The organism is Yersinia sp. 22-579 (genome assembly GCF_030433455.1).
GTDB lineage: Bacteria > Pseudomonadota > Gammaproteobacteria > Enterobacterales > Enterobacteriaceae > Yersinia > Yersinia enterocolitica.
In genome coordinates, this window is the sequence record NZ_JAUJTZ010000016.1 from 63,458 (window position 1) to 88,290 (window position 24,833).

The window sequence follows — 24,833 nt, forward strand, 5'->3', positions numbered from 1 at the left end:
GGTTATTGAGCCTCATAGGTAATGAGCTGAGATACTTCCAGACCGGTATTCTTCAATCGTGGATCGGTACGCTGAATAAGCAGTGACAACACAAAACTTTGTTCAGGCAGTGAAGTTGTCTGACCGGTCAATTTGAATTTGACGGGATATTGAATTTTCCAGGCATATACCCCGTTTTCTAACGTTCCCTTGCTAACGACTACGCCTGGAGACGTCATCACCGACATGTTCATTTTTTTGTCTTTGATGGAGGCAAGTACGTTGGATGTGGTCAGCGCAGCGTAATAGCTGCGAAAGCCTTCATCTGAGAATCGGGGAAGTAAGTTATTCATTTGTGTGCGGTAATTCACGAAGTCGAGAGTGAACGCCTCACGAATAACACGGTTGCCAAAATCGGTAACATCCGCATCACTGTAAGCTGGCTGATCTGTTGGGGTCAGCTGGATAACACGACCATCTTGCGTTGCAAAATATTTTACTGGCGGGTTTAAAACGGCATATCCCAGAACTGCGATAATCAACAGACAAAGAAAAAGAGAAGCACTTTGCCATATGTTCACCGTGAGAGATTTTCGGGTGAAACTGACATTGAGCTGGCTTTCAATGTGCTGTGCTCTTGCAGACGCATACGGGTCAGCACTCCCCCCATCAGAGGGAGCGGGTAGATTTTTTTTCATGGTGATATCCACTGGCAAGCCCCGTAGGGGAGACCGAACGGGGTTGCAAAGAAGAACAGGGGAAACCGCTAAAGGTACGGTCGGTTAGCGAGTGAAGATGTAACCGTCCCCGGAGGCGGAGCTCACTGGGGACGTAGCTGCAGGTATCTGACTATAAGTGGTAGGTGCATAGGACTGAGGTACACTGACTGAATTCGATGAGGTGCCAATTACACCGTTGGTGCGAGACGACAAATCTCCCCATGGGTCAATGTTACTCGGTACATATTCTTGGATCTTGTCTCTTGCAGCGCGACAGATTTTGTCCTTTATCCCGTTCAAGATGCCACTGAGATCAGGGAAAGTCGGTACCGTAATGGCTGTGCTGATATCTCCCAAGCATTGCTGCAATCCGCTTGATACCTGATTTTCACGTTGTGACCATGCTTCTGCAGCTTTGCGAGCACGTTCGTAGCCAGCCTGCGCCCCAGCTTGTGCCGCAGTAGCCGCACGGCAATCCGCTGCTTGAACCTGCAGAGATAAGGTGCTGGCCACCAGGGCGGCAAGTATAAAATAGTATCTTCGTTGCATTGCCTTTCCTTATAAGCCTGGACGCGGTGCCTGAGGTGCCGGATTGATTCGGTTTTCCACGGTGTGATTGTCCCGGCTCTGCGGGGCTTGCGACGGTGGAATATAGTCGTGCGTAAACCCAAGTTGCTTATGCAGTGCCGGGGGGCACTTTGCGGGTTCAACCAGCGTCGCATAAAGTTTGTCTTTTTCCCCCTGGAGACGGAACACGAAAGCGTTATTGGCTCCTTCGGCGTGATTGATGGCATTACCGTGGCCTATGGATTTGATGCCGTCAGCCGTAACCGCATTTAAGGCTACATAACGTGTCCCTTTGTCATTGATACAAAGTTTACCGAGCACCGGATGGTACTCACCTTCGTATTGCACGACGCCTTGTACATAATCGCCTAAGCCTTTTACCAGTAATAACTTAAGTTGGTTTTCGGCTGTCATCGTTTTCATGAGTACAGTACCTGCATCTTGGGTCTGTGCAGGCAGTGGGGTGGTCGCCGGTCGAGTGGCAGGGGCTGTTGTACCTTGGCCGTTAGGCTTAAACCACACAAGGTCATTGGCCTGTGCAGGCAATGGAGGCAGTGATACCCCAGCTTTTGCCGCCAGTTCAACAACCTGCTGTTGTAACGCAAAAAAATGGGCCATGTCATAAGCTGTCAATGACGCTGGCGGTGTAGTCTGCTGTTCATGGCTGACAAGCAACTGAGGGTCGACTGCCGGCTTTATTGCCCATTGATTACGGTGGGAAATGATTTCCTCCGTCTGTTCAACTCCGTTTTTATCGACCACGATCTTATTGTTCGCGTCACGTACTTTAGCCTGGACCGTGACCTCTTTACTGCCGAGCCAGGTTAGCGTCACCACATCGTTTTTACTGAGGCCACTGTCTGGCATGACCTGTGCCAACTCTTTCCCCCAAACGTAACGTTCTCCATGCGCGGTACGTAAATGTACGTAATAGCTAAGATTCTCAGACGAATCAAAATTGTACGGTGCGGGACCATGCCCCAATAAAGCGCCTGTCAGACCTGCTTCGCTTTCCTTACGACTGGCATTTCGCGGTATTTCTGGGGGAAGCACTGTAGGCCGTAATTCTGGAGGTAATTCGTTCGCCAATGGTGTTGCTGTTGCTGTGGCAGGTTCTGTTGTTTGCCCCTCAGTCATAATAGATGCTGTCTGTGGGCCAACGGGTGTTGCCTCCGCTCCTGGGGTTGGTTCGTCTGCCAACTGCTTACGGGCCTCATCTAACATCAGTTGCTGCTGCGGGTTTTTCATTTTGACATCGAGGTTGTATTCAGCAATTAGCATAATGGCGCGATGCTTGAACTGATCGCTCCCCGTAAGCTCAATGCGCCCCCGATATTGTTCGCGTGAAACAAGTAAGGCCGTCAATATCATGGCATCACTTTGGCTTGCTGCCGCGTTCGCCATTGTGATGCGGTCGCCGTGGTCGACAAAGGCGGGTTCACCAGAAAAGAGATATTTTACTGACCGTCCATCGAGGGCCATTTCATGGGTAATTTGTTGCATCAATGCATCTAGATCGAGTGGAGCCACTTGGCGAGCTTGGCCCGCAGGCATCTCGATACAGATAGCGTCTTCCGTTTGTGCTGTCAGGTTAGCCTCTGACTGGGCTTGTTGCTCATTAGGGGTCGATGTTGCAGGTTGAGGTGCCAGCCGGCCAGCGAAAGAAACTAACTCAATGGGTTTTTCTTTGGGCGCCGTAACTGTGGGTATCGTTGGGTTAGCAATTGGTGCAATATTTTCCTGTTTTGCTTCTTCAGCCTCATTTTTAACTGCCGCAGGTGTTTCTGGAATAACGATTTGCTCCGTAGCTAAAGGTGCTTCCTGAATAACGGTCTGCTCTGCAGTGACAGGGGGTATGGGGTCATTGATAGCATATGGTGTGAAATCTTGGACCTCTTGGTCGAAGACGCTATCAGCAATATGACCATAGTCAGCATATTCATTAACGGGTAGGTCTTGTACGGAGGGTATATCAATTTCGGGTGTGGGCTCAGTCTGTGTATTTTCCATTGTCGTGGGTTCCAGAGGTGAGGGACGATGTAACGGAGCAAAAACAGGGGCCAATTGTTCTGCGAGTGCCGACAAACCGCGTGACAGGTGAAAGTCATTGAAGTCCGTCAATCCCTTCTCGCGCTCAGCTGCAGTAAAGGCCGGTAATATAACAATGCCGCCAGTAAGCTCAGCGGCTTCTGTGGCTTTTTCTTTCCCCGGATTGCCAGGGCGTTTGGGCTTAGGAAGATCATCATCAGCCAAGAACAAGGTTGGACTGTCGGGGTAACGCTCGTGCAGTGCTTTGGCCACCTTGACCAAGTTGCCAGAATCAACGGTCATCACCACCGGGTATTTTAGAGCCATTGCGCCACTGGCGGCTGTGGCATAACCCTCGGCAAAGACAATGGGCTGACCATTCTTAAGAGAGCCACCAACAATGAAGAAATTGCCTTCTTTTTGCCCTCCCTTGCTTAAACGCTTACTGCCGTCGGGTGCGATGGTTTGTAGGGTTCGTATATCACCGGCGACATTCAATAATGGGATGACCAATTGATTGTGGTTATCAATGTGCATCCCCTTGGCTACCTTAACGCCTTTTTTCTTTAAGTAGGGGTGGTCTTGGCTGGCTTGGCTCAACCGCTCGTATAACTTGGTGACTTCGACTGATTTCTTATCTTGCTCTTGGCGTATTCTGGCATCGCGCCGTAGTTGCTCTTGTGCAGCCATTGCCTTGCGGTGTGCTAACACTATGGGGTCAGGCCTGTCTGAGTTCGATGACCAGGTATTTCTATGACCATCACGATGATCAGCAAACCAACCATTGGCAAAGCCATCCAAATGACCAACATAAACGCCAGATTTTTTACCTTGCTTGTCATCATTCATCGATATCCGATGAGTTAGACCATCCATCTCTGGGTCGCCTTGAAGATTTCCGCCGAGTGAGCGGATAAAGTCGCCAAACTCTTGGGCGGAATCGTTATTGGTTTCGGTGGCCAACGTATTATCGATGCGCCAGCGAGTGAGTTTGTCGAGTTCAGAGCCCTCTTTGGCAAACCACATTTTGCGTTCAGGGTCGAACTCCAACGCATTCTCACCATTGTCCAGCTTACCTGCCTGCCGTTTGGCTTCTTTCAACTGTTCGAATGGAATAACGAGGTAGGTAGATTCAGTCGCTTTCATTGTGCCTCCCAACAGGTTGGTAAGGATGGCCAGAGCTGAGGATTATCATATAGGACTCCTATTCAAAGAATTTTCGATACCACCAGGGACGACCGGTAATGATGTTGCCGCGCAACCGGTGCAATAAACGCTGGAATACCACCGTGAGGGTGTAATCAAAGAAAGCCAGTAGTTTGTAAAACACCAACAATCCGACACAGAAGAGGAACATCAGCATACTTGGCCAAAATACCCACACGATAAACACCAGATAAACCAGCACTGGAATGCCAAAGATCGTGACGGCCCGACCCGCATCTAACCAGTTGCAATAATCGTTGTTCATTATGTTGTTTTCCGTTTTTCGTTAAATTCGCGCCATCCCATCACTTGTTCTGCTACGTGCTCAGTAACTTGCCCGATCACAAAGAGTTCCCAGGTTTTATCTGCAATGCGTGTCGAACTCTCACGAAGTGATGCGTTAATCAAATCAGGCCAGCGAGAGTAATGTTGTTGGGATAGTTTGCTGCGCCAATCATCGTCAAACAGGACGTATTCTCTAACAGCGATACGTTTACCGTCAGTCGTTGGCAGGAGGCGTTGCACGACGACAAATCGCAAAGCATCAAGCAGATCAAAGGCCACTTGTTCACGGGTGTCACTTGACGCCATTCGAATACAACGAGAAAACGCGTGGCCCGGAGAGAAAGCATGCAATGTACTGAGGGCTAGGTGGCCAGAGTGAGCACAGGCGATGGCGGCTTCTAACGTATCAAGATCACGTATCTCACCAACACCAATTAAAGTCGGTGCTTGACGTAACGAAAAACGAAGACCATCGGCAAAACTCGGAACATCTCTACCAATTTCGGATTGTTGAGGCTTGAGCACCCATTGAGGCCCCCCTAGCAGATATTCGACCGGATCTTCATAGGTAGTGACCTTCCCGTTGGGATGTGTCTTCCCGTAATGCTGGTAAGTTGAGGCTAATAATGTGGATTTCCCGGAGCCGGTCGGACCACACGTTAAACCCAGACCATCCATAGGTAATAAACTGCGACGAAGATCTTCTTCCAGGCCCATTGTCTCTAAGGGCGGGATAGCTGATGGAATGATACGTAACGTGATGGCCATTGCTGTGTTAAGCGAACCTATCGTGGCCTGAATGAAGTTGGTGCGATAACGCACCCGTTCACCACGTTCGAGTCCGTAACGGCCAGTATTATCACCTTCCAACTGTAAAGCACGGTCTGCGCCATTGCCCCCTTGGACCAGTGATTTAATATCAGGGGTGTAGATCTCATCGACGAGGCGCACCAATTGGGAACTATCAATATTGAACTTGTTGGTTACAACCTTGCGGCCGTAGTGATCAACAATGATTGGGCTTCCACTTTGTAGATGGATATCAGAGACTTTATGGCGATAACAGTGAACAAAAAAACTTCGGAGTTTGTTTGCGTCGAGTCCGCCTGAAAAATCAAATTCATCAAGATTTGTCATATAGGGCTCCACGCACAGAACTTAAATAATAGGGATAATTGATGTAAGTGGAATGAAACCCAAGATGGCCAGAGCTTAACGCTTGGAAGAGGTCCGTATCCGTATATTTTCGTGGGATATTTCTCATAAATATCACCGCATTTGATGAACTAACTGAACGCATCATTAAATATTCACGAGCAGCAGCCAGTAGCTTTTCATGAACCAAAAAGTCACTAGGCTCACTTTTTATGCAGTTGTTTCCTAATGAGGAAAGTAACTGTACTTGACCAGGGTTATTATTCATGGGATCACTCCGAGCATATGAAATAGGAGGAGGTTACGGTTGTGTCGTGATAGTGGGTTTCCAACGTTTCTTATCCAACTCAAAGCCGGCGCGTTGTTTCAGGTCGCGTACTTTGTCACCCAACATCAGTTTGTCTTGGGAGCCAGTAACTGACTGCAGCTGTTCACTGACCACAGGTAAAGTGATCATGCCTTGCTGTACCAGAGTGGAATAACGCACCATGCCGGCATAATCCCGAGTTAATCGATTGAAGTTGCTTTCCAACGTTCGGTCGGCACTTTCACGTCCTTCTTGCCACCCCTTTTCTATCGCGGCACGCCAGACTTTCTCTTCGGCGCCATTTTTCGGGGCGATTTCTGTAGGGATATCGGTATTCACTGCCAGTCCGGCCAATAAGTACTGCCGCCAAGAGGGCGGATTACTGACAAATCGCTCTTTCACCAGAATGGTGTATGTTTTGTTGGCGGTTCTTATCTGGTTATCTGTAATGTTTGCGAGAGATTCAGCCGCGACAATAACGGGAGGTAACCACCCCTGGCGACTGATCAGCGGAGCAAAGGTATAGAGTCTATTTAAGTCATCATTCTGAATACTCAGCGCTTGTTGCAGTTCCCAGGCTCGCTGTGCTTTTCCTCCCCGAAAACCAACGGTTTGCCCTGCATCATTAAGTAGTTGCCACAATGTGTCGTTCAGACCGTGTTTATCAGCGGCCTTTGGCGATAGGTAAGCATTGATATCCGGGGGTGGAGGCGTATCGATGCTCGCTCCGATAACTGGCACGGCGATGAGGGCCAGACAGAGAGCCAGGGCTTTTCGTATCATGCTAAAGCTCCTTGTTTTAGGGGCAACATAAAGTAGACGCGAAGCTCTCTGGACTGCTGATCTAGCTGAGCTCGCCAGTCGGTTTGAGTACGGATAATTCGAAGTAGGGTTTCAAAGGTAACGTCTTGAACATGAATAGTGACAGGAAGTGGCAATCTGACACCGGTATAAGCGAATGATAAGCCGCGTTGTCGTGCTAATTCGGCCAGGAGCTCAATAGCATCGCCATCCCATGTCACTGAAAGTCGTTGGCTGTTTGCTCGAATACTGCCGGGTACGAAATGTACTTTCTGATTTAGTACTCCGTTTAAGGCGAGATCCTGTAACGAGGGGGAGATTTGCTCGGTATTAATAGATATCGGCTGTGGAGTAGGTATCGGATGTTTTGCCTGTTGTGCCTGGCAACCGGATAGCAGGAAAAGGCCAAGCGTGGCCAGATACGATGGTTTCATATGGTTAATTCCTGTATTACGAATAACGGATAAATACGAAGAGAATTTAAATAACTTGAATGGTGTTTACTTGTTAGTGAGAAATACTTATTGAGAACAGGGGGATTGGAATGAAAAATTCATCATACTTTCCAGTAAAAAATAAAATCACTGGGCAGGAGCACACCAGATGTAACCTGCTGTATATGTTGCATAGAAACCACCAACACCAACAGCAACGTGATTAGCTGGACACCGACCACCATCTCCAACGTATTGATATACTGCATGGTCGAAGTCTATACCCCCACCCGATTTTTTCCACACGCCATTAATGCAATACAGGGGGGCGCCAGTACCATCTCTGCTCTGTCGCCCAATTTGAGGACAACTTGTCCCGGGAGTACTAACTTGATCCAGTTGCAGTGTTCCTCCCGCATTTAACGTATCATCAGCTCTAACAGTCCCAGCTCTTACTTGGCCAGCAGTATAAATGCCTTTGTTATTAACAGATCTAATCCAATCATTGTCACTCATGTAAAAACCGCCACCATGAGTTTCGTTTAACCAACCCTTGCCACTTTGCGTAACCAACCAACCGGTTTTACTTTTAATATTTCCTTCTGCATTAACAGAATCACTGAAATTGCCCGTTGCAGCATTTACAGTTTTTGCATTGTTAATATCATTGCTATTCATATCGATAGCCGTATGCATACGGTTCAAATCTGGTTTTCCGTTTACTTGAAAACGGTATAAACGGTCGCTTTCTTCTACATCTGTACCTAAAATTTCAGAAGAAAGGTAGGCGGCTAAATGACCAGTTTGGCCACTAAGTCCAAAATCAGCGAGATTCACTTGCCAGCCACCACTGGCCCCGTTGGCGATATTGTTTGGGAAAACGTAGCCACCTAAGCCAGCAATATTCTGTGAGATAAAACGTTGCCCCTTAAAAGCAATTTCTTGACCACCAGATGTCAGTATAAATGCTACCATTTTATCGGTTTGTGTGGGATTACGGGCCACCGCCAGTACATAGGTTTGGGAGGTATTGTTAGTCAGAGCAAAACCATTAGGTAAATAGCCTTGGTCGCGCAACGTCTGCCCTGTGATAGTTATTGGTGTTCCGTTTTTTACCTGGCTTTGTAGTGTGTTGTAATTGTCCTTGATGTAGCGACGAGCTCCTTGGCTCACATTGCTCAAATGTTCCGCCGTCACCATCCAAGATTGTTCTTCAAGATAATTAGAGTAGCGTTCCATTCCTAGTGGCGCTGCTAGCATAACTATGCCGAGTACTATGGCAAGTTGCAGAAATGAAAACCCCCGATTGACGCGGGGTATAGCTGTTTTTGCTGTCATAAGACACCCTGTAGAGTTAATTGAGGAAAGCCCGTAGCCAGACCCGCCAATAGGATAAATAGCCAAGGGGCGTAGGGTTGTACATATTGTCGAGTGACTATTGCTCCAGTGATAAACAGTAAAAATCCGGTTCCACTGAGTACGCTTGCTAGTTGCCAAGGGAGCCAGGCACAAAGCGCTGCGATTAGGTGAACATCACCTAACCCGAATCCTTCCTCTCCGATCAAATGTTTTGAAGCAAGATGAAATAAATACAGCAAGGTAAACATGACACCACTACTGGTGAGAGCTTGCCACCAGAGCAGTGAACTACCCGGTAAGAAGGTAAACAGTAAGCCTGTTAGCCAGAAGCCAGTAGTGAAACACTGAGGTAACCATAATTTGTGCAAGTCCAGTAATACCATCGGAATACCCCAAGCTAATAAAACTAAGCATTTGGCAGTGCTAATTGGGCTAAAACCAAATTCAAGGCTTGTCAGGATCAGCGAGGTCCCTGCAAGTATGAACGCAGCGATAACGCTGATTATCTGCGGGAGTCGAAGTGGTGATTCCTCATGTACCAGTAAAAACTGTTGCGCCTGTTTCACCAGTGGAAGGGATATCAACAGTAACAGCAGTGTAAGATTGAAGATCAAGAAGAACGTTGACATCAAACAGCGCCCCCCTGCAATTTAAGATACATGTTGTAGACTTTACGGGCATAAATCATACGCCGAGCACTGTTGTTATCAGCAAATCCAGCGTTATAAGAGCCAAGACACTGCCAATTCACACCGCATTGTTTCAAGTGTTTAGCCAGTATCCATGCGCCAATCTGGACATTCAGACAGGTATTATTAAGGAGGTCTTGCTCGTTGTGGATAATACCTAGAGCTTGCAGCTGTGGAATATGTCGGTCGTTGATTTGCATCAGCCCATAGTCTCGGCTGGTAATCTTGCCCTGTTTATCGCGGTTTTTCCCAATGGCCTGAGGGTTGAGGCTACTCTCGACGGTGGCCATAGAACGAAGCAACTGCGGGTCTACTTTATAGCGAGCACCTGCTTCATTGAAACAGAATGCATGCCCTGGTAGGGAAAACAGCATAATTCCAGCCAGTATTAAACTGGCCAGAGTGCGTAAAAAAGCACACAGCATAATAATGCGCTCCAATTAAAGACCGGCAACGGGATGTTGCCGGTGGTAAGGGCATCAGGTATTGCTGGTGAAAATGAGGGTGTTTTGACCGACAGAACCATTGTCAGCTGTACATTGCGCACCGATGCTACTAGCTGCAATTTGTCCTGTGTTGGTAGTACCATTCACTTTTGTGGTGACTATGCTGGGTACCGCACTAAGTTTGGTGGCCAACGTGATACAGGCTTCTTGTGGGACAGCGGCATAGGTTAATGAAAATGACGATTTTTGCCCACCAGAAGAAGAAACGGGTTCTACGGTCACTGCTCCCCCCCAGGTATTTTGTAGTTTGGCCGAACCTGACGCTTTATCACCTACAACTGTCAGGGATGTTGATGTGGCCCCCCCAAACTGGACGAGAGCTCCGGTCATTGCATCGGCAGAAGCAAAATTATATGTACCTGCAGTTTTCATCATAGAGCGGGTGCTGTTGACTAACTCGCCTGCATTAGCAAACTCGGTACTGGCATCATTACGGTTAAAGAGTCCGCCCCCCTGAGTCATGGCGACGGCTAACACAACCAACGCTATTACTAGATATATAGCGGCTTCAAATAAGGTAATAGCACCTTTGTTAATAGTTGAGCGGATTGGGATACGTGTAAGTTCCATTCTATGTCCTTAGGTTTTTGATGGTTAATAGTGGGTTAACGAGTTCCCACCAGATCGTTGAGGTTTTGAGTGGCCATGATTATTAAAATCATATAGCCAGCATTGATACATAACGCGAGAAGGGATAATCGTGAGGCTGTCTTCTTTATTTGCTTGACTGTTTGGGTTAGCCAGGCTTTTGCAAAATTCTCTATGATAATTTCAGCATTATCCCCATCAGTTAGGAGCACGAGTTTGTCAATGGCTCGGGGAGATGGGAAACCATAACCAGCATTTCTTAATGCCAGACCTAAATGGTCTCCGCGACTAACTTGACGCTGTGTTGCGGATAATCGCTCATACAACCAAGGTGGTGCATAGCGGCTGAGTATTTCCAGTGCATCTTCTGTTTTTATCTGGCCGCGCATCAATGCACTGAAGTTAAGTAAGAACGCTACCCCCGCAATATTGCGATAAATACTCCAGGGCATCAGGTGGTCCAATACATATTGGCGTGTTTTGCCAGTTAGATTGGACATTGACCAAGTGATAATAATACTCAATATAATCAGTAGAATACTGAGCAGGATTGCGTTATCCACAAAGAACTCAGATATAGCGCTTAGCCACCAAAGTGCGCCCGACCAATGATCTTTGGAAGCTAGTGAGGACAAGCGTGGAAGAAAATAGATAGAAACCATCTTCATCATCCCGAAGGTGGTACCGAGCAACAACGTTGGATAGGCCATGGTGGATATAATCGAGGACTTCATTTCAGCCATGCCTTGTACTACGGTAATAGCCCGATACAATGCTGCAGCCAGGTTACCGTCTTGACTTCCCGCGCTAAGAATGGCCGCTTCTTGGCGAGGTATCCATGTTGCCAAACCTTCGTCTACTGATTTTCCTTCGCGTAATGCAATCAGAGTGTCTTTAAGGCAATACGCCATCGGGGTATTCCCCTTACCAACACTTTCGAGCATTACAGTTAACGCTTTTTCCACCTTAATATCGTTATCTAATAGAAAGGCTAAATCCTCATAAAATGTTAGGCGGTCCGCTGTGGTAAATGTTTTTTGAGCAAGCCAGCGACCAATATAGTCTCGGAGAACTGTGGGCGACGGCGCTTTATTGCGAAAGTCTGAAAGACTTTGACGGAGTGTTATGAAACGTAATGTCATAGGCCCCCCTCTTTCGGAAGAAGTGTCAAACTATCTTCATCAAGTGGGCTGATATAATCGGCATCGATAGGGTCAACCAGTCCTTCGTGGAGATAACGTAGCAAATGTTGCCCACGAGTAATTCCATTCAATTCATTTACCCAATAGCTGCGTGCTGCCAGTTTTCCTTCGTGACGGAATAAAGCCATGAATTTTGCATCGGGGCGGATAACCTCTGAAATCACCCGTCGGCCTGTGACGCCTTTGTAACAGTCGCTACATCCTGCTTTATGACGGAAAGCCAGTTTGTCAGTTTCGCAAAAGCGCTCCAGCAACTCTTTTTTCTCATCGTCCAACTCACTTTTAACTTCATTCCAAGTTTTTTTGCACTTTGGACATAAAAGCTGCACCAAACGCTGGGCTATCAGGCCAATCATGACTTGAGGGTCAGCAACCTGCCCCATTGGTATACCGAGTGTGTCGGTCAAACGGTCGGCAATACCAACAGCATCATTAGCATGCAAGGTGGTGATAACTAGATGTCCGGACTTGGCGGCGGTTAGACCAGATTTGACAGAATTAGTATCTCGAATTTCACCAATAATCATTGCATCAGGGTCAAGTCGTAAAGCTGCAGATATAGACCTTACCCAAGCCAGGCTAACAGCCTCGGGGTCGTTCTTATCAGCAATGATTGGAGTCTGAACAGCACCGCGTATTAGGCCTTCTGGAGGATCTTCTAATGTCAGTAGACGTTTACGGTGCCCAGTAAATGCCAGATACATTTCACTGAAAGTTCGCAGAGTCGTACTTTTACCCGACCCCGTTGGGCCGGACAAGATGATGACTCCTTCCGGGCGAGCAAGCATCCGTCGGATTAAAACTTGTTGTTCAGCGAGAAACCCTAGGTCATCCAACGTAGGAGGTGCCGTTCCTTCATCTGGCAAAATACGCATTACGACATATAGACCAAACTCTGCGGGAATATGTGCATAGCGAGCGCCAAATAACTTAAGTCCCTGTAAGAATTCCTTACGTATTCGACTGCCTTGTTCGCGGTTGGGGTTAAAGCTGGGCTCAACGACGTCACACATTGACAACACGATGGTAGAGGCCAATGACATACCTTCTGAATAATCTAATTTATCAATGGTTTCAAGGTCACCATGAACGCGGAATTGAACTACGGTGACATCGTTTAAACCAATCAATAAATGGATATCACTGGCTCCTTTCTCTTTAGCTTGGCTAAAGTACTTGATGACTTTTTGTTGTTGGTTTGAGAACTCATTATCCAGACCAGGACGGCCCTGACTTTTTTGCTTCTCCTTGAGGAAATCGAGTTGGACACGTTCGATGCGTAAATTTGGGTGTTCTTTAAAGATGTTAGCTATTTCAGACTGCACTTCTAACCGGTTGCCATGGGCCTCGGAGATGTACAGAATTGGTTGCTCTTTTTTGAGTAAATCTAAATGTAGGTACTCGGAACGTCGCTTGTCATAAGCCATAGTGGTTATCCTGAAAATGAAAGCGAAATTAAGGATTGGTTTGACATGGAAACTACAACTTCATTGAGGGTTATCCGTTTGACGACAAAGTCCGTACCTGGTATCCGGCTTCCTGTTTGAACGCTGACCTGATTGCCATTGCTAAGAGCCAGTAATGCTGAGAATCCTTTACTATCACCGGATATTTCTATTACCTGTGGTGGGATGGCTTCTTGAGCGGCCCCTTTTACCTCATGTTTTGTGTTGTCTTGTGAGGGAGGCGCGGGATTAAAGGGTTGATCAACTGAGCGGTCATAACCATTTTTATTCAGCTCGTTTAGGGCTTTAGCACGCGCTAACTGTGCTTCAAACAGCACGGTTTCCGCTTGAATGGCTTCAAGTTGTCCCAGGTTTAGGGCTCTGGCAGCTTCGGATCGAGTAAACGTAGTACTTGGTAGAGAATCACCAGATATTGGCGGAGCTTTTTCAGTTGTTGAAGTTGGCGCTGTGGGCAAGTCAGTAACAGGTGCAGCGAATACACTTGGTACAAACATTGTGAAGCATAGTGCCCAAGTAGGAAGCTGATATTTAGCGGTTGGCATATAAAACTCCTTCAATGGTATACACCAGGCGGTTATTTTTAAGCGTGGTAGTAATACTTGATGCCCTGATCCCACTGCTGTCGAACCGTGTCGGAGCGAATAGGCGGTCAGGTGGAATATCTGTCACGAATGTAAAGCTAAGAGTGCGCCACGGTAGATTTTTCACCTCACCTTGGGTCAACTGAGTTGCTGTGGCCATTTCGCTCAACCGCATGTTGGCATTGATGCGTTGGGCGTAGCTGGTTAGGCGCTGAATCTGTAGGTCACCGGATAAAAGGGCTTCAGGATGTTTGGGCGGAGGTAAAATAACTGGGAGTGAAAAGGAACCGTCATCGGCGGCTCCAGGTATATTGAAAACGGGTTTAATCTCTGTTCCGTACATCTCCAATACGCGTGCCGCAAAATCACCAACGGTGACTCCCATTGGTAGGGTGTAATGAAACGTGATTTTACCGCTGGCGTCACATATTGCGGTTTTGAATAAACCTGCCAATGAGATACGAGATTCCTTCCATATCCCATTGCAGGCATCAAGCATCGATGGAAAGTTTGGTTGTGCAGCCCAGGGCTTGAGGCTATCAGCCGGCGCCTGTCCATTAAGCTTATTTCGAGCTTTCAGTTCTGCTTGTGCAATTTCAATGCGTTCATTTTGTAAATGTGTTTGCCAAGAGGAATACCCAACATATCCGCCTATAACAACTACGATTGCGGCTCCCCATATCCATTTGACCTGTTGGTTATGCGTTTTAGAAAGTAGGGCACGTCTTACCGCTATTTTATTATCAAGCAGGGGTAACAGATCGCGTTCTGTAGCTTCTCTGTCTGAAAAAAAACCGGCCGGAGCATAAACAGTCCACCCTTCCTGAGGTGTCGGTGAAATCTGCAGGAAGTTATTTACAGCTGTGTTCATGGCTGTTTCATCACCGACGATATCTCCAAAAGGAGATAGCATCCCGTCACTGACTGCGACAAACCAAAATTGGCCATCTGGTAAACTGAATACGGCATAGCAAGCCGAGGGTAATGATGGAAGGACTGTCAGGGCCATCGAAGCAAGGTGGTTTCGCCTTTGTTTAAGTGCGCGTTTTTCTGACACATTCACGGTACCTAACAGTGACCCTTGAGCTTGACCGTCACCAGTTGGTAAGGCTATCCAGCGATTAGCATTTGCTTCACGAGCTCGCAATCGCATATTGCGACGCCCACGAAGTCTGAGGTATTGCCAACGTAATCCTGCAATCAACCAGGCTTGATCTGTCTGCAGGGAGTAATACCCAGGAAGGGTTTGTAGAGTCATAATTTATTCCACAATAACCGGTGTGATAAGAATGAAGGTTTTATTTCTCTCCCCTTGATTGCCACCCAATACCAATGTTTGCCCAGACTGAATGTTGATGTACTGGGAAAAGGTTTGGATTTTGGTGTCATATACACTGAGAGCCAGTTGCAGTTGCATTTTTAACGAAGAGGGCGTCAATAACGGTAATACCGTCATGTTAAACCCTTCCTTATTACGGTCTGACTCTGTTAGATACTGGAAGGGAACCACTGATTGATTGGTGGTTAAACTTGTGGACTGTGTGATGACACTAACGGTTGCTTGCTTCGACAACGCGTTGATGAACCCCTTTGTACCTGTCTTTTCGTCCACGATAGCAACACCACTGAAATCATTAGAGGTGGTGTCAGTAAAGGGAGACTTGACGACCGCACTCCAGTCTATTTTTTTGTTATTACGTGGAGTTTCAACAGATATAACCTTTATATGGATAGCCACCTGTCGGTCCATCTCATTTATCCCATTGTTTGGGATAGAGGGGGAAGTCTGCGCTGCTGAGACGAGGGGCAACGAGAGCAATGCAGTTAATACAAACCGGAAAAATTGTCTTTTCATGGTAGACCTTGTAAATAATTAGATGAGAGGCATGCGTGGCTAATAGTGACTGAGGCTAACTGACTATGGGCTATCCCAAAATGACCGGAGTGATTAAAATAACCAGCATCGTTTTGCTATTTTCACCATTGGCTCCACCGCCAAAAGCAAAGAGTCTGGAACTACCTACACCTTCTCGATCCGAGGTATTTCCCAGAGATTGGTAACCGCTTAAAACCAGAGTTTGCCCAGATTGCATAATGACGCGCTGAGTAAAAGTCTTAAGGCGTGTTTTCATCAACTCTACGGAAGTGTTGTTACTGACAAAGGTGCGTTTGGTCGGGTCGTCAGACATATTGATGGAAAACTGTAACTGCAATTTAGGTGACTGAGGCACCAGGAACGGTAGCACCGTCATATTGAATCCGGTGGTGATGGTGGATTTTGTGATGCTGCTAGATGAACCTACATTGGCTGTGTTTTCTGTCGTGACGTTTGATGCATAATCTTGTTGGAGAGCTACTTGAATAGGCACTGCAGACAGGTTACTAGTCAAGCTAGAGGCTTCTGTCATTACACTGACATTAGCTTGCTCTGACAGCGCTTTAATAAAGGCCTTGGAGCCTTCACCTTTCCCGTCAAGGATAGATACCCCACCACTAAGGGCATTTGAGGCAGCACCAGTAAAAGCATTTGTTAATGACAAACCAACACTGCCACTATTGAATACTGCATTCCAATCTAAGCCAAGTTGATCTTGGGTGCGTTTCTCAACGCTATAGACTTGTACATTGAGCACAACCTGACGATTCAGTTCTTTATTGCGGTCGTTTATATAGCGACCAATTTGCTCAAGTACGCGGGGAGTATCAGTGACTACGAGGACTCCAGCGGAAAGATTCATTCTACCCACACCGGGCGTTAACATGGATTTTATGGTATTGGATACGTCTTCATATAGGTTTGATTTGATTTCCATTTCAGTCGATTGAGAGGTGTTAGAATCCCCGCTTAACCCACCTCCACCGCCACTACCTCCAGATGTACCCATTGATGATGTAGTACCGCTGACAGTCTTCGATGCAAACCCTGCTTTACTATCCATAAAATTCACTGGGAAAGTACGGGTGTCCAGATAAAAAATGGCGATCCGACCCTCTTCGTACCGCCAAGATAATCCAAGACGAGTGGTAACGTTATCCAGTAACCCACCAAGTTCACCTTCCCAAAACACGCCTCTTAACGCGGTATTACTCGTTATCGATTGCACAGGTCTTGCTGACTCACCGCCTAGAGCTGCTAGTGGGAGCATTCCAGTAGGATCAGGAGTAGGAACAGGACCACTAAGTTGTTCTGTTTTCCCTCCCCCTGTTGGTGCTAGCACAGCTTGTGCATCAGGTGTGACGACTACAGGTAAGCGGCAACGTTTACTTATAAAGGCACTGACCTCAGCCAAGGTAATACTGCCAGGCCTGTTAATTGCTACAGCGCAAGGAGGTAATAGAATGTTACTCCCAGGAGCTGCGTTTAGTGGATTAGGGTTAATCCATTGCGAGGATAAATCACGGACAACCGCACCATTTTTTATGGCATTTAAGTGTCGGTCAGCTTGCTTTTCATTTTTTAAAATCTGGGTGTCTGTTTTGTCAATACGTTCAAGTGGTGCACAACCAGCGAGTAGCAAGCACAGGGCTGCCGCCAGCCCTGTTAAGGGAAGCTGTATATTCATGGAGAACCTTATTTAGATGGGGGATTTAATTGAGGTATACCAAGCTGCCATCAGTAATGCTGGTAGGAACATTAACTTGCATATCATTTCCAAGACTGTCGATCAGGCGGCGTTGTACTACTCGGCCAATCAATGCTGAATGGCGAGTTTGCTCAAGCAGAGCAGCCATTAGTCCAGGTTGGTCAAGTTGATAGACGTAGACACGATCAGCCTGCAAAACATGATGTAATCCTGGCACCGGTTTCCAGCCTAACTGCCTATCGGTGATAACACCTTCTTTTTGCAATGGATTTTTGTAGCGCCAATCATTGATCTCATTAATATAAAGCACCGTATGAATGGCCTGTTGATTTAGAACGCTGTCTTGTAACTGCGCGTTAGTTTGATTTTGCGGTGTGGTGTTTGCCCATAACATGAAACTTAAAAAAATTGAGAGCAGCCAGTACATTAGTTGATCTCCTTATCGTCCACAGAAATCACACATTGGTTACTACGTATCCCTGCATACAGAGGAACTTTCGCTGAGCCATAGAGAGTAAATAAATTGTTCAGTGCTTCGCGGTAACTACCTTCAAATTGCAATGGTGCATCAATACGATAGTTGACAGGTGTCAGCCAGGCTACAGTCCAATGGGAAACACCAGGGGTTGAGCATTTCTCTGTTGCTGACCAATTAAACAACGTGTCCTTAAGTGTACTTCCCGCTTCGATCCGCCAGACTTTAGGACTCACTACTGTTTTTGGCATAACTACTGTAGCCGAATTTTTCACCGGAACTACAGGAGGTGATTTCTGGCCAAACGGATTCTTAATCATGACCTGTGAAGCCGAAACTGGTTTAGATTCAGATAGGACTGGATTGCCTGATAGTTTAATTGGTTTAACCGGCACAGCAGAGTTTGCAGGTGTCGCGGTGCTACCTGCAAATTGATTTGATATGACTATACGTTGTGTAGACCCATCTATGGTGGCTTTCAAATTTTCTTGCAGTAAGAGCTTATTCAGGACATACGGCCACTGATCATTACCGCGCCACTCTAGTGGTCGCCGCACATCGGGCCTAATACCTAGGCCATAACTTTGTTGCCAACCTACTGGCGCTATTCGTGTAACTGCCTGCCTCAGTGTCTGAGCTTGACCCGCGCCCGCCAGCGCTGGAGTGCCCGGTCGTCCATCAGTAAAACTAACAGCGTGTAATCCAGCAATCTTCTGGCCCGACAGCATAGATGATTGTGATTTATTGGCCGCATTTAATACCGGTTTGTTTGCTTTTTGTGGCACAACCGGCAACGGATTCTTAGGTTTTAATCGGACATTGCTGACTAACGCCAGTTCAGCCTGAGCTTGCTGAATAAGAGGACGCTGTTCTTGTATCAGCGTGGTAACAAATTGTTGTGCCGGAGTTGCAGGGGGCTTGTGATTCGTCAGGGCACAGCCGCTCAACACCATCGGCGCTAATGCCATGGGGATGAGCATTTTCATTGGCGTTTATTCCTGGAGCCGCGTGTTCGACGGGGTTCGTTGGCTATATCGAGGACTTTCTGAGCCAGTTCAGCGCTGTCGATTTGGTAAGCCAGGTCCAGAATGGCGTAAAGGACATGGCGACAAGCAATGGGCCGGTCGAGTCTTCCGGTCAAGTTTACGGCCTGTTCTGTCAGCATTTGGTCATGCTGAACACCCAGGGAATATGTTTTGCGTAGAGACATTCAAGTCACCTCGGTTACGCGGTGGCGTTTGCAGGAAAAAAAAGACCACCCGACATTACGGGTGGTCAAGAGGTCAGTGGAGACTGAGGATGCTACTGGGGGTAGGAATGCCGGCGTGGCCTACAAGAGTTCAAATGGGAAATATATTGTGGGAGATAATCTTTACCGGTGTCGTGTGTTTTGTTACCCGAACTACGAACATCATTTTCTAAGGTAAAAGCTTGTAGAACAAAATCATCAGATTGCCATTCAATGACAGGGGGAACATCTTGGACTTGCTTTGACATCTATCCTCCGATTAAGCAGAGAAATACTGAAATCAAATACAACAAACTCATTAGTAGCTAGCGGATTGCCTCGATAAAAGCGAAGAAGAGTGCGCTGCGGACTTCGCCATCCTTTTCATCAACCAACGACTGGATCTGCTGGCGTTGCACGTTATTGAGTGGAATCTGATTCTTATCCCACTGACGTTTTCCGGGATGAATGCTGGCAAATGCCTGCACACAAACCGGCAACCGCATCACACTGTCCACGACTGTTTCGCGGATAGGCGCGATTTCGCCCGCAAAACGTACCAGATGGCTGATGCCTGGGGAGGTTTCGATTTTAGATGAGTGATGAATTTCGGGATCGAAACAAATAAAGATATAACCAGGAAATAACTGCTCAATGACTTGTCGGTTTTGGCCCGGACGGTCGGCCCGAGGACGATAAGTGCGCATTATTGGACTAAAAGCCATGACATTAATGCGCTCCAGGGTCATCTGGGCTTTGAAGACGTTATCTTTTCCTGCTTTATGGCAAGCGAGATACCAGCGTTCCATGATGTTCCCCGGTGATGAGCGGAAGAATAATGAAAAAGCGCAATGTAATGAGTAAGCTCCGCCAAAATCGAACCCAGTGGATTCAACTGACAAAGACGAGCGATAGTGAAAACTTGCATCGCGGCTCTCCTAACATGCGCTTTAGCCTGGACTGTACCCGACAACCAAGGGCAGAGAGGTGCCGGTAGGAAGCTACCAGGCACAGTCCGGGCTAAAGCAAATATACGGGTTTTTGGCGGGTGTAAGTTGGCGGACTTGCAAACCGTTTGAACCTGTACTTAAGTATGGGGTTGAATGGTATTTTCAATCCAATCTGTTGTAAATTACTTTTTAACGATCATATATCCTGACATATATGTATCAAACAGTGATAAATAACTAGTTACCCCTACTTTTTGATCAAAAGATCTGGGAAAGATCCTTTTTGCAGATCAATTGATCTTTAAAACTAAATAATCAGAATATTTGACTCTCATAGTTACTTTGCTGAGTGGTTAAATATTGATCGATAACGGGCTAAAAAATTGAGTAATCGGAATGTTCTTGTTTTCTTTCCAGGCTAACTATGTTTGAGGAATGGTTTTTTTTTGCGGATTTTGTTGGTTGTGTTACTGGGGGGGATACAAAATAATCGTGCGGTGAGATAGGATACGTAAATGGTGGCATTCGGCACAAAAAGAGATCACCAGAGATCCAATTGTTGCAAGCCGGCCAAAATCCGGTAGTATTTACGCATGTTTTTGCTGGGGTTTCTTAGCAGAATAAGTATCTGAACAGGTACAAATGGATGAGAAAGAGCGATGTTTTTTTATGTCGCTCTGTTGCAGGATGGGGCATATCCTTAAATGTCCGGGGTAAAAGGTTCCAGAACAACGGGCCTTAAATGCAAAAACCCCCCGAAATCTGGTTTCAACTTGGCGGAAGAGACAGATATCAGGGGGTCACAAAGCAGGCGCTGGCCTGTGAGAGATTATAACTCATGCAATTTAGAAAACAATACCCATCCGCCATCTGTGTAGGATGGGGTGAATAGTCAAAGCCAACAGGCAATTCAGGTACATCCTGATCCTCTAAAACGTACACGGCGCGGCGAATCGAACGCTTTGCGACGTGGACAATCTAAAGTTCATCGGCGTTATACACCCCAGTTGTGTTGCTCTGTGCCTCGAGGCATGGCGGCTAAAGTTGTGGCGCGTATGCAAAGCCATAATTGGCACCGCAATCATGATCTCATTGAACTGCGGCGGGAAGGTTATGTGTCATACACCAAGCGTAATGACCCTTACTTTACGCCAAAGGCAATGCGTATCTCGGCACGTTCTGAAAGCTGTGAAGCACTGACAGCGTTGTCAATGGCACTGGCTGCCAATTGCGATTATAACCCTGACAGTGATTACCCGTTCGAAATCATGGCCCCGTTTGAGCAAATTGCGGCCTCGATGGGGATGTTGCATGTTTATGATAATGGTCGCAAAGCTTACGACAGTCCTTTGCATGCGTTATCCGTGCAAGAACAACTGGGCTATGTGATAGCGCTTCACGGTAAAGATACTGACAGTGGCCATAACAAGCCGCTGCGACTGTGGCTGACCGAGAAATTCTTCATTTCACGGGGGATTGCCGTTGAAGAGATCCGTCATTGGCTTGGCCAGTTCAAAACGTGGGCGATAAAAAACGGGTTGACTGAAAGTCTGCGTAAGAAATATGAACGGCACCTGTTGCGTGTTGAGCGGATTGGTATTGATCTGAATGACAAACCCTCTCTGAGAAATCGCTTGAAACAAATCAAGCGTTGGGTTGTTAGTCCTGACCTGGCAAAAGAGAAACAAGAGAAAGTGGCTCTTTTAGAAGGGCGACTGGCTGAAATAGACAGTGATAATACCCCGCGCCTCGATCTTATCCTGGATCAGACACAGCAAAATATACGCAGTCTGGCCAAAGCGAAGCATAAACGGCAAAACCCGTATTATCAGGCGTATGTTAAATGGTCAACAAGTGGGGCCGTCATGACGCATGAAGTCGTGATGCAAGAACAGGCGTTGCAGAAAGAACAGCCTGGACTCAAACACAGTGACCCTGAAACCTATTACAGACTGTTGCTTGAGCGGGCAGGCATAATCTAGCCCCAATATCCCCACATTCTGAAGCTTACCGTGCCTGGCGCGGTTTTTGTGTTGGCCAAAAGACTAAAACAGAGTGTTATTTAACCACCTGCCGACTCTTCATTTAGCATTATTCTCCCTAATTTACGACTGAGAGTGACGCAATTCAGACAATGCTGGGTAGTTGTACTGTTAACTTCGAGTTGATGTGCTTAGTTTCGTAACTTTTCTTATAAATATCATTAATTTCGAACGTTATTACTGAACAAAAGAAGCCTCTAAATAGAGGAGTGCTTTTCGAGCGGCTAAAGCCAGCTCTCTAAAGTAGCTCCCCTCGCTTCGCTCAGGGCAAATTACACATTGGCAATATAGAAAAAAACAATAATAAGTAGCTCCCGGCTAAAGCCGGGCAAAAGGACTTCGCATAACCATAAGTTATTAACTAGGATTAATCCTACCGATCAGTTTCAGTCGCTAGTTATTTCTTTTGTCTCCGACCGTTAAACTAATTCATTGCTGTAAGATTGGTTAAACGGCTCTCGCACAGCTCAAGCCTCAAAAAGATAGGTCTAGCAGGATGGGGGAGGTTACGGGATTATGAAAGCCTGGAACCGCTACGCGGGTCACCGGCGACCCTTACCAATAGCGTTTATCTTTTACATTGTTGTCGCCTGCATACGGCATAGCCGTATTGATCAGTATTCGATCAATAATGAACGATGGATCGGGTTTAACACTGGTTTTACAGGCAGGCAAAGTGCTATTCCAAAAAAAATGACGTAGGATTATGGGTTTAGCCATGAATTCAGATTGCCAGGTTTCTATGTCCACGTTGTTTATTGATTTACTAATCAAACCGCGTAAAAGATTTACGATAAAAACCCGCACGCATGATGCATTAGTACAATGCCTGGTTGCATACGTGCAATTACACTATGCGAGAGAGCCTGGTTGGTCATTGTACAAATATGGTACAAGCTGGGGATGTTTATGCCAGGTAGTTACACGGCCCTTTCTTAGCTGGCTTGAAAAGTTTAGAGATAACCCACGTATTAATGAAATCCTAGATACTTTTTTACCTCATATTCCAGAAAATGGAAATGAGCTCGATCCTCCAATAGCGGTCTACATCCCGCTTTACTGGTTCTGTATAACAATACCTCCTGTTCGTGATCAAATACGGGACATGTGGCTGGGTAAGACTACTCATACTGTTTTGACTGCCTCACCGCCGCGCATTACAGTGCCATCCCTAAGGCCTTCGGATTACTATCTACTGTATGAGGGACGGGCTGTAGCTCAGGATTTACAGCAACATTTCCAGCGGTGCTTAAATGAGAATATCCCTTTTATTGGGGTGTGGCATTATCGACCTAAACAACATACTTATGCGCACAGGTATGACATTCTCTTCTCCTGGGAGCCTTTTATAAAAAGCCATCCCCATATATTTGATAATCCAAAGTACCCTGGTATTGATAAGGTTATCCTGCGCCGCATTACACAAATTATTAAAGATAATAGGCAACGTGATGGTTTTGAAAAAGCACAGATACAGAGCCAGTTAACTAAAGGGCAGCTCAATATTCTCAAATTGAATTTTACGGCAGCGGAACAGCTGACTCTAGATCTGGTCAAGCTAACGCTGCAGCTGATTGAGGAAATGGAACAAAAGTTAGAAACTGCCGAGGCTTTGGGAACAAAACTTGGTGTATTGGAGTAATCAAAATTGGGCGCTATTAACTTAGCGCCCTGAATAGGTTGAGGCTGAAAGTTTTAACGATGAGAAAAACGAGGTTTTTGAAAATATACCTAAGGGGTTGCTGAAGTCGAAAGAAGTGAACAGCCACACATCGCTATTACTAAATTTGATCCAGCATTATTTTTACCTTTCCGGTGCTTACAGGAATATCGAATAACATGAGTAACAAACTGACAGAAGAAGCCTATGTAGAGCTACAGACTGCATATAACTACTACAACCAACATCTATTTGATAACCAGTTGGCACAATGCTTGATCACATTCCAGCGCAACTCTAAGACAATGGGATATTTCAGTTGCCAACGGTTTGTGTCTCCCAAAAATGGCGCAATGATAAAAGATGAAATAGCTATCAAACCCGAATACTTACCCTCGTACCCGTTGGTTGAGGTCATGCAAACATTAGTACATGAAATGTGTCACATGTGGCAGTACCATTACGGCACTCCATCACGCAGAACGTACCACAATGTTGAGTGGGCGGGAAAAATGGAGTCTATCGGCTTAATGCCCTCTTCTACCGGTACGGTAGGCGGAGCCAAGACCGGACAAAAAATTGCGGGTTATCCAATCCCAAACGGGCTTTTCCAGCGTTATACACTTGAATTGTTCAAGTCTGGTTTTGTGAGCAGTTGGTATGCCCGCTTTCCTGCTGAGGTAGCTCCAGTCTACACTTTCAGCGCCGCAATTGAAGAGTGGCGTGACACGTTGGCACAGACAAATCAATGTGCCAACGAAGCTGAAAGTGAAGTAGAAGTAACAGAAAGCTTGCTTTCTATGGCTCTCGTTGCACCAGTAAGCACATTTGGCGCCGTGAATCTGGCCATTACTAGATCGGCTAAAGCTAAAACTCGGCATAAATGGATGTGCCCAGAGTGTGGGGATTCGTTCATGGGAAAATCCTCATTGAACATGATTTGCGGTAATTGCTACGTGAAAGTGGTCGATCTTGATGTCGAATAAATTTTTGCAGAAAAGTATCCAACTGAATATCTTCAT

General features: G+C 46.5%; 25 protein-coding genes. 3 read left to right on the forward strand and 22 right to left on the reverse strand.

Translation table 11 applies throughout. The features are described from left to right. Positions 1-2: 2 nt before the first annotated feature. From QSV56_RS17975 to QSV56_RS18080, 22 genes are all read right to left on the reverse strand, one after another. Complete coding sequence (locus tag QSV56_RS17975) at positions 3-677, reverse strand: DotI/IcmL/TraM family protein (protein WP_301213133.1); 675 nt, start codon at positions 675-677, stop codon at positions 3-5. 84 nt (positions 678-761) lie between these two features. Next, positions 762-1,247 (reverse strand): hypothetical protein, encoded by a 486-nt coding sequence (locus QSV56_RS17980; protein WP_301213135.1) that lies wholly within the window; start codon positions 1,245-1,247, stop codon positions 762-764. A gap of 9 nt (positions 1,248-1,256) precedes the next feature. Continuing rightward, positions 1,257-4,439 (reverse strand): LPD7 domain-containing protein, encoded by a 3,183-nt coding sequence (locus QSV56_RS17985; protein ID WP_301213137.1) that lies wholly within the window; start codon positions 4,437-4,439, stop codon positions 1,257-1,259. Between the two features lie 58 nt (positions 4,440-4,497). Further along, complete coding sequence (gene icmT, locus QSV56_RS17990) at positions 4,498-4,764, reverse strand: IcmT/TraK family protein (RefSeq protein ID WP_050074346.1); 267 nt, start codon at positions 4,762-4,764, stop codon at positions 4,498-4,500. Further along, positions 4,764-5,921 carry a plasmid transfer ATPase TraJ gene (gene traJ / locus QSV56_RS17995; RefSeq protein ID WP_301213140.1) on the reverse strand — a complete coding sequence of 386 codons (1,158 nt, stop codon included), beginning with the start codon at positions 5,919-5,921 and terminating at the stop codon, positions 4,764-4,766. The genes icmT and traJ overlap by 1 nt, the downstream gene beginning before the upstream one ends. After that, on the reverse strand, positions 5,908-6,207 hold the full coding sequence (locus QSV56_RS18000; RefSeq protein ID WP_301213142.1) for a hypothetical protein: 300 nt from the start codon (positions 6,205-6,207) through the stop codon (positions 5,908-5,910). Before QSV56_RS18000 ends, traJ begins: the two co-directional genes overlap by 14 nt. Positions 6,208-6,240: 33 nt before the next feature. After that, complete coding sequence (locus QSV56_RS18005; RefSeq protein WP_301213144.1) at positions 6,241-7,029, reverse strand: type IV secretory system conjugative DNA transfer family protein; 789 nt, start codon at positions 7,027-7,029, stop codon at positions 6,241-6,243. Further along, positions 7,026-7,481, reverse strand: a complete 456-nt coding sequence (locus tag QSV56_RS18010) for a DotD/TraH family lipoprotein (RefSeq protein WP_301213146.1) — start codon at positions 7,479-7,481, stop codon at positions 7,026-7,028. The genes QSV56_RS18005 and QSV56_RS18010 overlap by 4 nt, the downstream gene beginning before the upstream one ends. 147 nt (positions 7,482-7,628) lie before the next feature. Next, on the reverse strand, positions 7,629-8,819 hold the full coding sequence (pilV, locus tag QSV56_RS18015; protein ID WP_301213148.1) for a shufflon system plasmid conjugative transfer pilus tip adhesin PilV: 1,191 nt from the start codon (positions 8,817-8,819) through the stop codon (positions 7,629-7,631). Then, entirely contained in the window at positions 8,816-9,469 is a 654-nt protein-coding gene (locus tag QSV56_RS18020) for an A24 family peptidase (protein WP_301213150.1), read from the reverse strand. Before QSV56_RS18020 ends, pilV begins: the two co-directional genes overlap by 4 nt. Beyond that, on the reverse strand, positions 9,469-9,954 hold the full coding sequence (locus QSV56_RS18025; protein WP_301213152.1) for a lytic transglycosylase domain-containing protein: 486 nt from the start codon (positions 9,952-9,954) through the stop codon (positions 9,469-9,471). Before QSV56_RS18025 ends, QSV56_RS18020 begins: the two co-directional genes overlap by 1 nt. A 54-nt stretch (positions 9,955-10,008) precedes the next feature. After that, positions 10,009-10,605, reverse strand: a complete 597-nt coding sequence (locus QSV56_RS18030; RefSeq protein ID WP_050288990.1) for a type 4 pilus major pilin — start codon at positions 10,603-10,605, stop codon at positions 10,009-10,011. Positions 10,606-10,640: 35 nt separating this feature from the next. After that, positions 10,641-11,765 carry a type II secretion system F family protein gene (locus tag QSV56_RS18035; RefSeq protein ID WP_301213153.1) on the reverse strand — a complete coding sequence of 375 codons (1,125 nt, stop codon included), beginning with the start codon at positions 11,763-11,765 and terminating at the stop codon, positions 10,641-10,643. After that, positions 11,762-13,252, reverse strand: coding sequence for a GspE/PulE family protein (locus tag QSV56_RS18040; RefSeq protein WP_301213154.1), 1,491 nt, complete (start codon positions 13,250-13,252; stop codon positions 11,762-11,764). Before QSV56_RS18040 ends, QSV56_RS18035 begins: the two co-directional genes overlap by 4 nt. Before the next feature lie 5 nt (positions 13,253-13,257). Continuing rightward, entirely contained in the window at positions 13,258-13,833 is a 576-nt protein-coding gene (pilP, locus tag QSV56_RS18045) for a type IV pilus biogenesis protein PilP (protein WP_301213155.1), read from the reverse strand. Beyond that, a complete protein-coding gene (pilO2, locus tag QSV56_RS18050; RefSeq protein WP_145544360.1) occupies positions 13,820-15,130 on the reverse strand; it encodes a type 4b pilus protein PilO2 in 1,311 nt (436 codons plus the stop codon). The genes pilP and pilO2 overlap by 14 nt, the downstream gene beginning before the upstream one ends. Before the next feature lie 3 nt (positions 15,131-15,133). Then, a complete protein-coding gene (locus QSV56_RS18055; RefSeq protein WP_301213157.1) occupies positions 15,134-15,727 on the reverse strand; it encodes a hypothetical protein in 594 nt (197 codons plus the stop codon). Positions 15,728-15,797: 70 nt separating this feature from the next. Then, positions 15,798-17,435 carry a PilN family type IVB pilus formation outer membrane protein gene (locus QSV56_RS18060; RefSeq protein ID WP_301213159.1) on the reverse strand — a complete coding sequence of 546 codons (1,638 nt, stop codon included), beginning with the start codon at positions 17,433-17,435 and terminating at the stop codon, positions 15,798-15,800. 25 nt (positions 17,436-17,460) lie between these two features. Then, complete coding sequence (gene pilM, locus QSV56_RS18065) at positions 17,461-17,883, reverse strand: type IV pilus biogenesis protein PilM (RefSeq protein ID WP_301213161.1); 423 nt, start codon at positions 17,881-17,883, stop codon at positions 17,461-17,463. Then, positions 17,883-18,917 carry a toxin co-regulated pilus biosynthesis Q family protein gene (locus tag QSV56_RS18070; RefSeq protein ID WP_301213163.1) on the reverse strand — a complete coding sequence of 345 codons (1,035 nt, stop codon included), beginning with the start codon at positions 18,915-18,917 and terminating at the stop codon, positions 17,883-17,885. Before QSV56_RS18070 ends, pilM begins: the two co-directional genes overlap by 1 nt. Continuing rightward, complete coding sequence (locus QSV56_RS18075; RefSeq protein ID WP_050074370.1) at positions 18,914-19,141, reverse strand: hypothetical protein; 228 nt, start codon at positions 19,139-19,141, stop codon at positions 18,914-18,916. The genes QSV56_RS18070 and QSV56_RS18075 overlap by 4 nt, the downstream gene beginning before the upstream one ends. A gap of 344 nt (positions 19,142-19,485) precedes the next feature. Then, complete coding sequence (locus QSV56_RS18080) at positions 19,486-19,968, reverse strand: transcription termination/antitermination NusG family protein (protein ID WP_050074372.1); 483 nt, start codon at positions 19,966-19,968, stop codon at positions 19,486-19,488. A 1,025-nt stretch (positions 19,969-20,993) separates the two neighbouring features. Between QSV56_RS18080 and QSV56_RS18085 the strand changes: the two genes are divergently transcribed. The 3 genes from QSV56_RS18085 to QSV56_RS18095 all read left to right on the forward strand — a co-directional run bounded on the left by QSV56_RS18085 (position 20,994) and on the right by QSV56_RS18095 (position 24,797). Then, a complete protein-coding gene (locus QSV56_RS18085; protein ID WP_367317236.1) occupies positions 20,994-22,091 on the forward strand; it encodes a Replication protein in 1,098 nt (365 codons plus the stop codon). An 802-nt stretch (positions 22,092-22,893) separates the two neighbouring features. Beyond that, complete coding sequence (locus QSV56_RS18090) at positions 22,894-23,793, forward strand: hypothetical protein (protein ID WP_301213166.1); 900 nt, start codon at positions 22,894-22,896, stop codon at positions 23,791-23,793. Between the two features lie 197 nt (positions 23,794-23,990). Continuing rightward, entirely contained in the window at positions 23,991-24,797 is an 807-nt protein-coding gene (locus QSV56_RS18095) for a SprT-like domain-containing protein (RefSeq protein WP_301213168.1), read from the forward strand. Positions 24,798-24,833: the final 36 nt, after the last annotated feature.

Bases quoted from the DNA above. Each gene is read 5' to 3' on its own strand.
- QSV56_RS17975 (WP_301213133.1), bottom strand. From the start codon at position 677: ATGAAAAAAAATCTACCCGCTCCCTCTGATGGGGGGAGTGCTGACCCG.
- QSV56_RS17980 (WP_301213135.1), bottom strand. From the start codon at position 1,247: ATGCAACGAAGATACTATTTTATACTTGCCGCCCTGGTGGCCAGCACC.
- QSV56_RS17985 (WP_301213137.1), bottom strand. From the start codon at position 4,439: ATGAAAGCGACTGAATCTACCTACCTCGTTATTCCATTCGAACAGTTG.
- icmT (WP_050074346.1), bottom strand. From the start codon at position 4,764: ATGAACAACGATTATTGCAACTGGTTAGATGCGGGTCGGGCCGTCACG.
- traJ (WP_301213140.1), bottom strand. From the start codon at position 5,921: ATGACAAATCTTGATGAATTTGATTTTTCAGGCGGACTCGACGCAAAC.
- QSV56_RS18000 (WP_301213142.1), bottom strand. From the start codon at position 6,207: ATGAATAATAACCCTGGTCAAGTACAGTTACTTTCCTCATTAGGAAAC.
- QSV56_RS18005 (WP_301213144.1), bottom strand. From the start codon at position 7,029: ATGATACGAAAAGCCCTGGCTCTCTGTCTGGCCCTCATCGCCGTGCCA.
- QSV56_RS18010 (WP_301213146.1), bottom strand. From the start codon at position 7,481: ATGAAACCATCGTATCTGGCCACGCTTGGCCTTTTCCTGCTATCCGGT.
- pilV (WP_301213148.1), bottom strand. From the start codon at position 8,819: ATGACAGCAAAAACAGCTATACCCCGCGTCAATCGGGGGTTTTCATTT.
- QSV56_RS18020 (WP_301213150.1), bottom strand. From the start codon at position 9,469: ATGTCAACGTTCTTCTTGATCTTCAATCTTACACTGCTGTTACTGTTG.
- QSV56_RS18025 (WP_301213152.1), bottom strand. From the start codon at position 9,954: ATGCTGTGTGCTTTTTTACGCACTCTGGCCAGTTTAATACTGGCTGGA.
- QSV56_RS18030 (WP_050288990.1), bottom strand. From the start codon at position 10,605: ATGGAACTTACACGTATCCCAATCCGCTCAACTATTAACAAAGGTGCT.
- QSV56_RS18035 (WP_301213153.1), bottom strand. From the start codon at position 11,765: ATGACATTACGTTTCATAACACTCCGTCAAAGTCTTTCAGACTTTCGC.
- QSV56_RS18040 (WP_301213154.1), bottom strand. From the start codon at position 13,252: ATGGCTTATGACAAGCGACGTTCCGAGTACCTACATTTAGATTTACTC.
- pilP (WP_301213155.1), bottom strand. From the start codon at position 13,833: ATGCCAACCGCTAAATATCAGCTTCCTACTTGGGCACTATGCTTCACA.
- pilO2 (WP_145544360.1), bottom strand. From the start codon at position 15,130: ATGACTCTACAAACCCTTCCTGGGTATTACTCCCTGCAGACAGATCAA.
- QSV56_RS18055 (WP_301213157.1), bottom strand. From the start codon at position 15,727: ATGAAAAGACAATTTTTCCGGTTTGTATTAACTGCATTGCTCTCGTTG.
- QSV56_RS18060 (WP_301213159.1), bottom strand. From the start codon at position 17,435: ATGAATATACAGCTTCCCTTAACAGGGCTGGCGGCAGCCCTGTGCTTG.
- pilM (WP_301213161.1), bottom strand. From the start codon at position 17,883: ATGTACTGGCTGCTCTCAATTTTTTTAAGTTTCATGTTATGGGCAAAC.
- QSV56_RS18070 (WP_301213163.1), bottom strand. From the start codon at position 18,917: ATGAAAATGCTCATCCCCATGGCATTAGCGCCGATGGTGTTGAGCGGC.
- QSV56_RS18075 (WP_050074370.1), bottom strand. From the start codon at position 19,141: ATGTCTCTACGCAAAACATATTCCCTGGGTGTTCAGCATGACCAAATG.
- QSV56_RS18080 (WP_050074372.1), bottom strand. From the start codon at position 19,968: ATGGAACGCTGGTATCTCGCTTGCCATAAAGCAGGAAAAGATAACGTC.
- QSV56_RS18090 (WP_301213166.1), top strand. From the start codon at position 22,894: ATGTCCACGTTGTTTATTGATTTACTAATCAAACCGCGTAAAAGATTT.
- QSV56_RS18095 (WP_301213168.1), top strand. From the start codon at position 23,991: ATGAGTAACAAACTGACAGAAGAAGCCTATGTAGAGCTACAGACTGCA.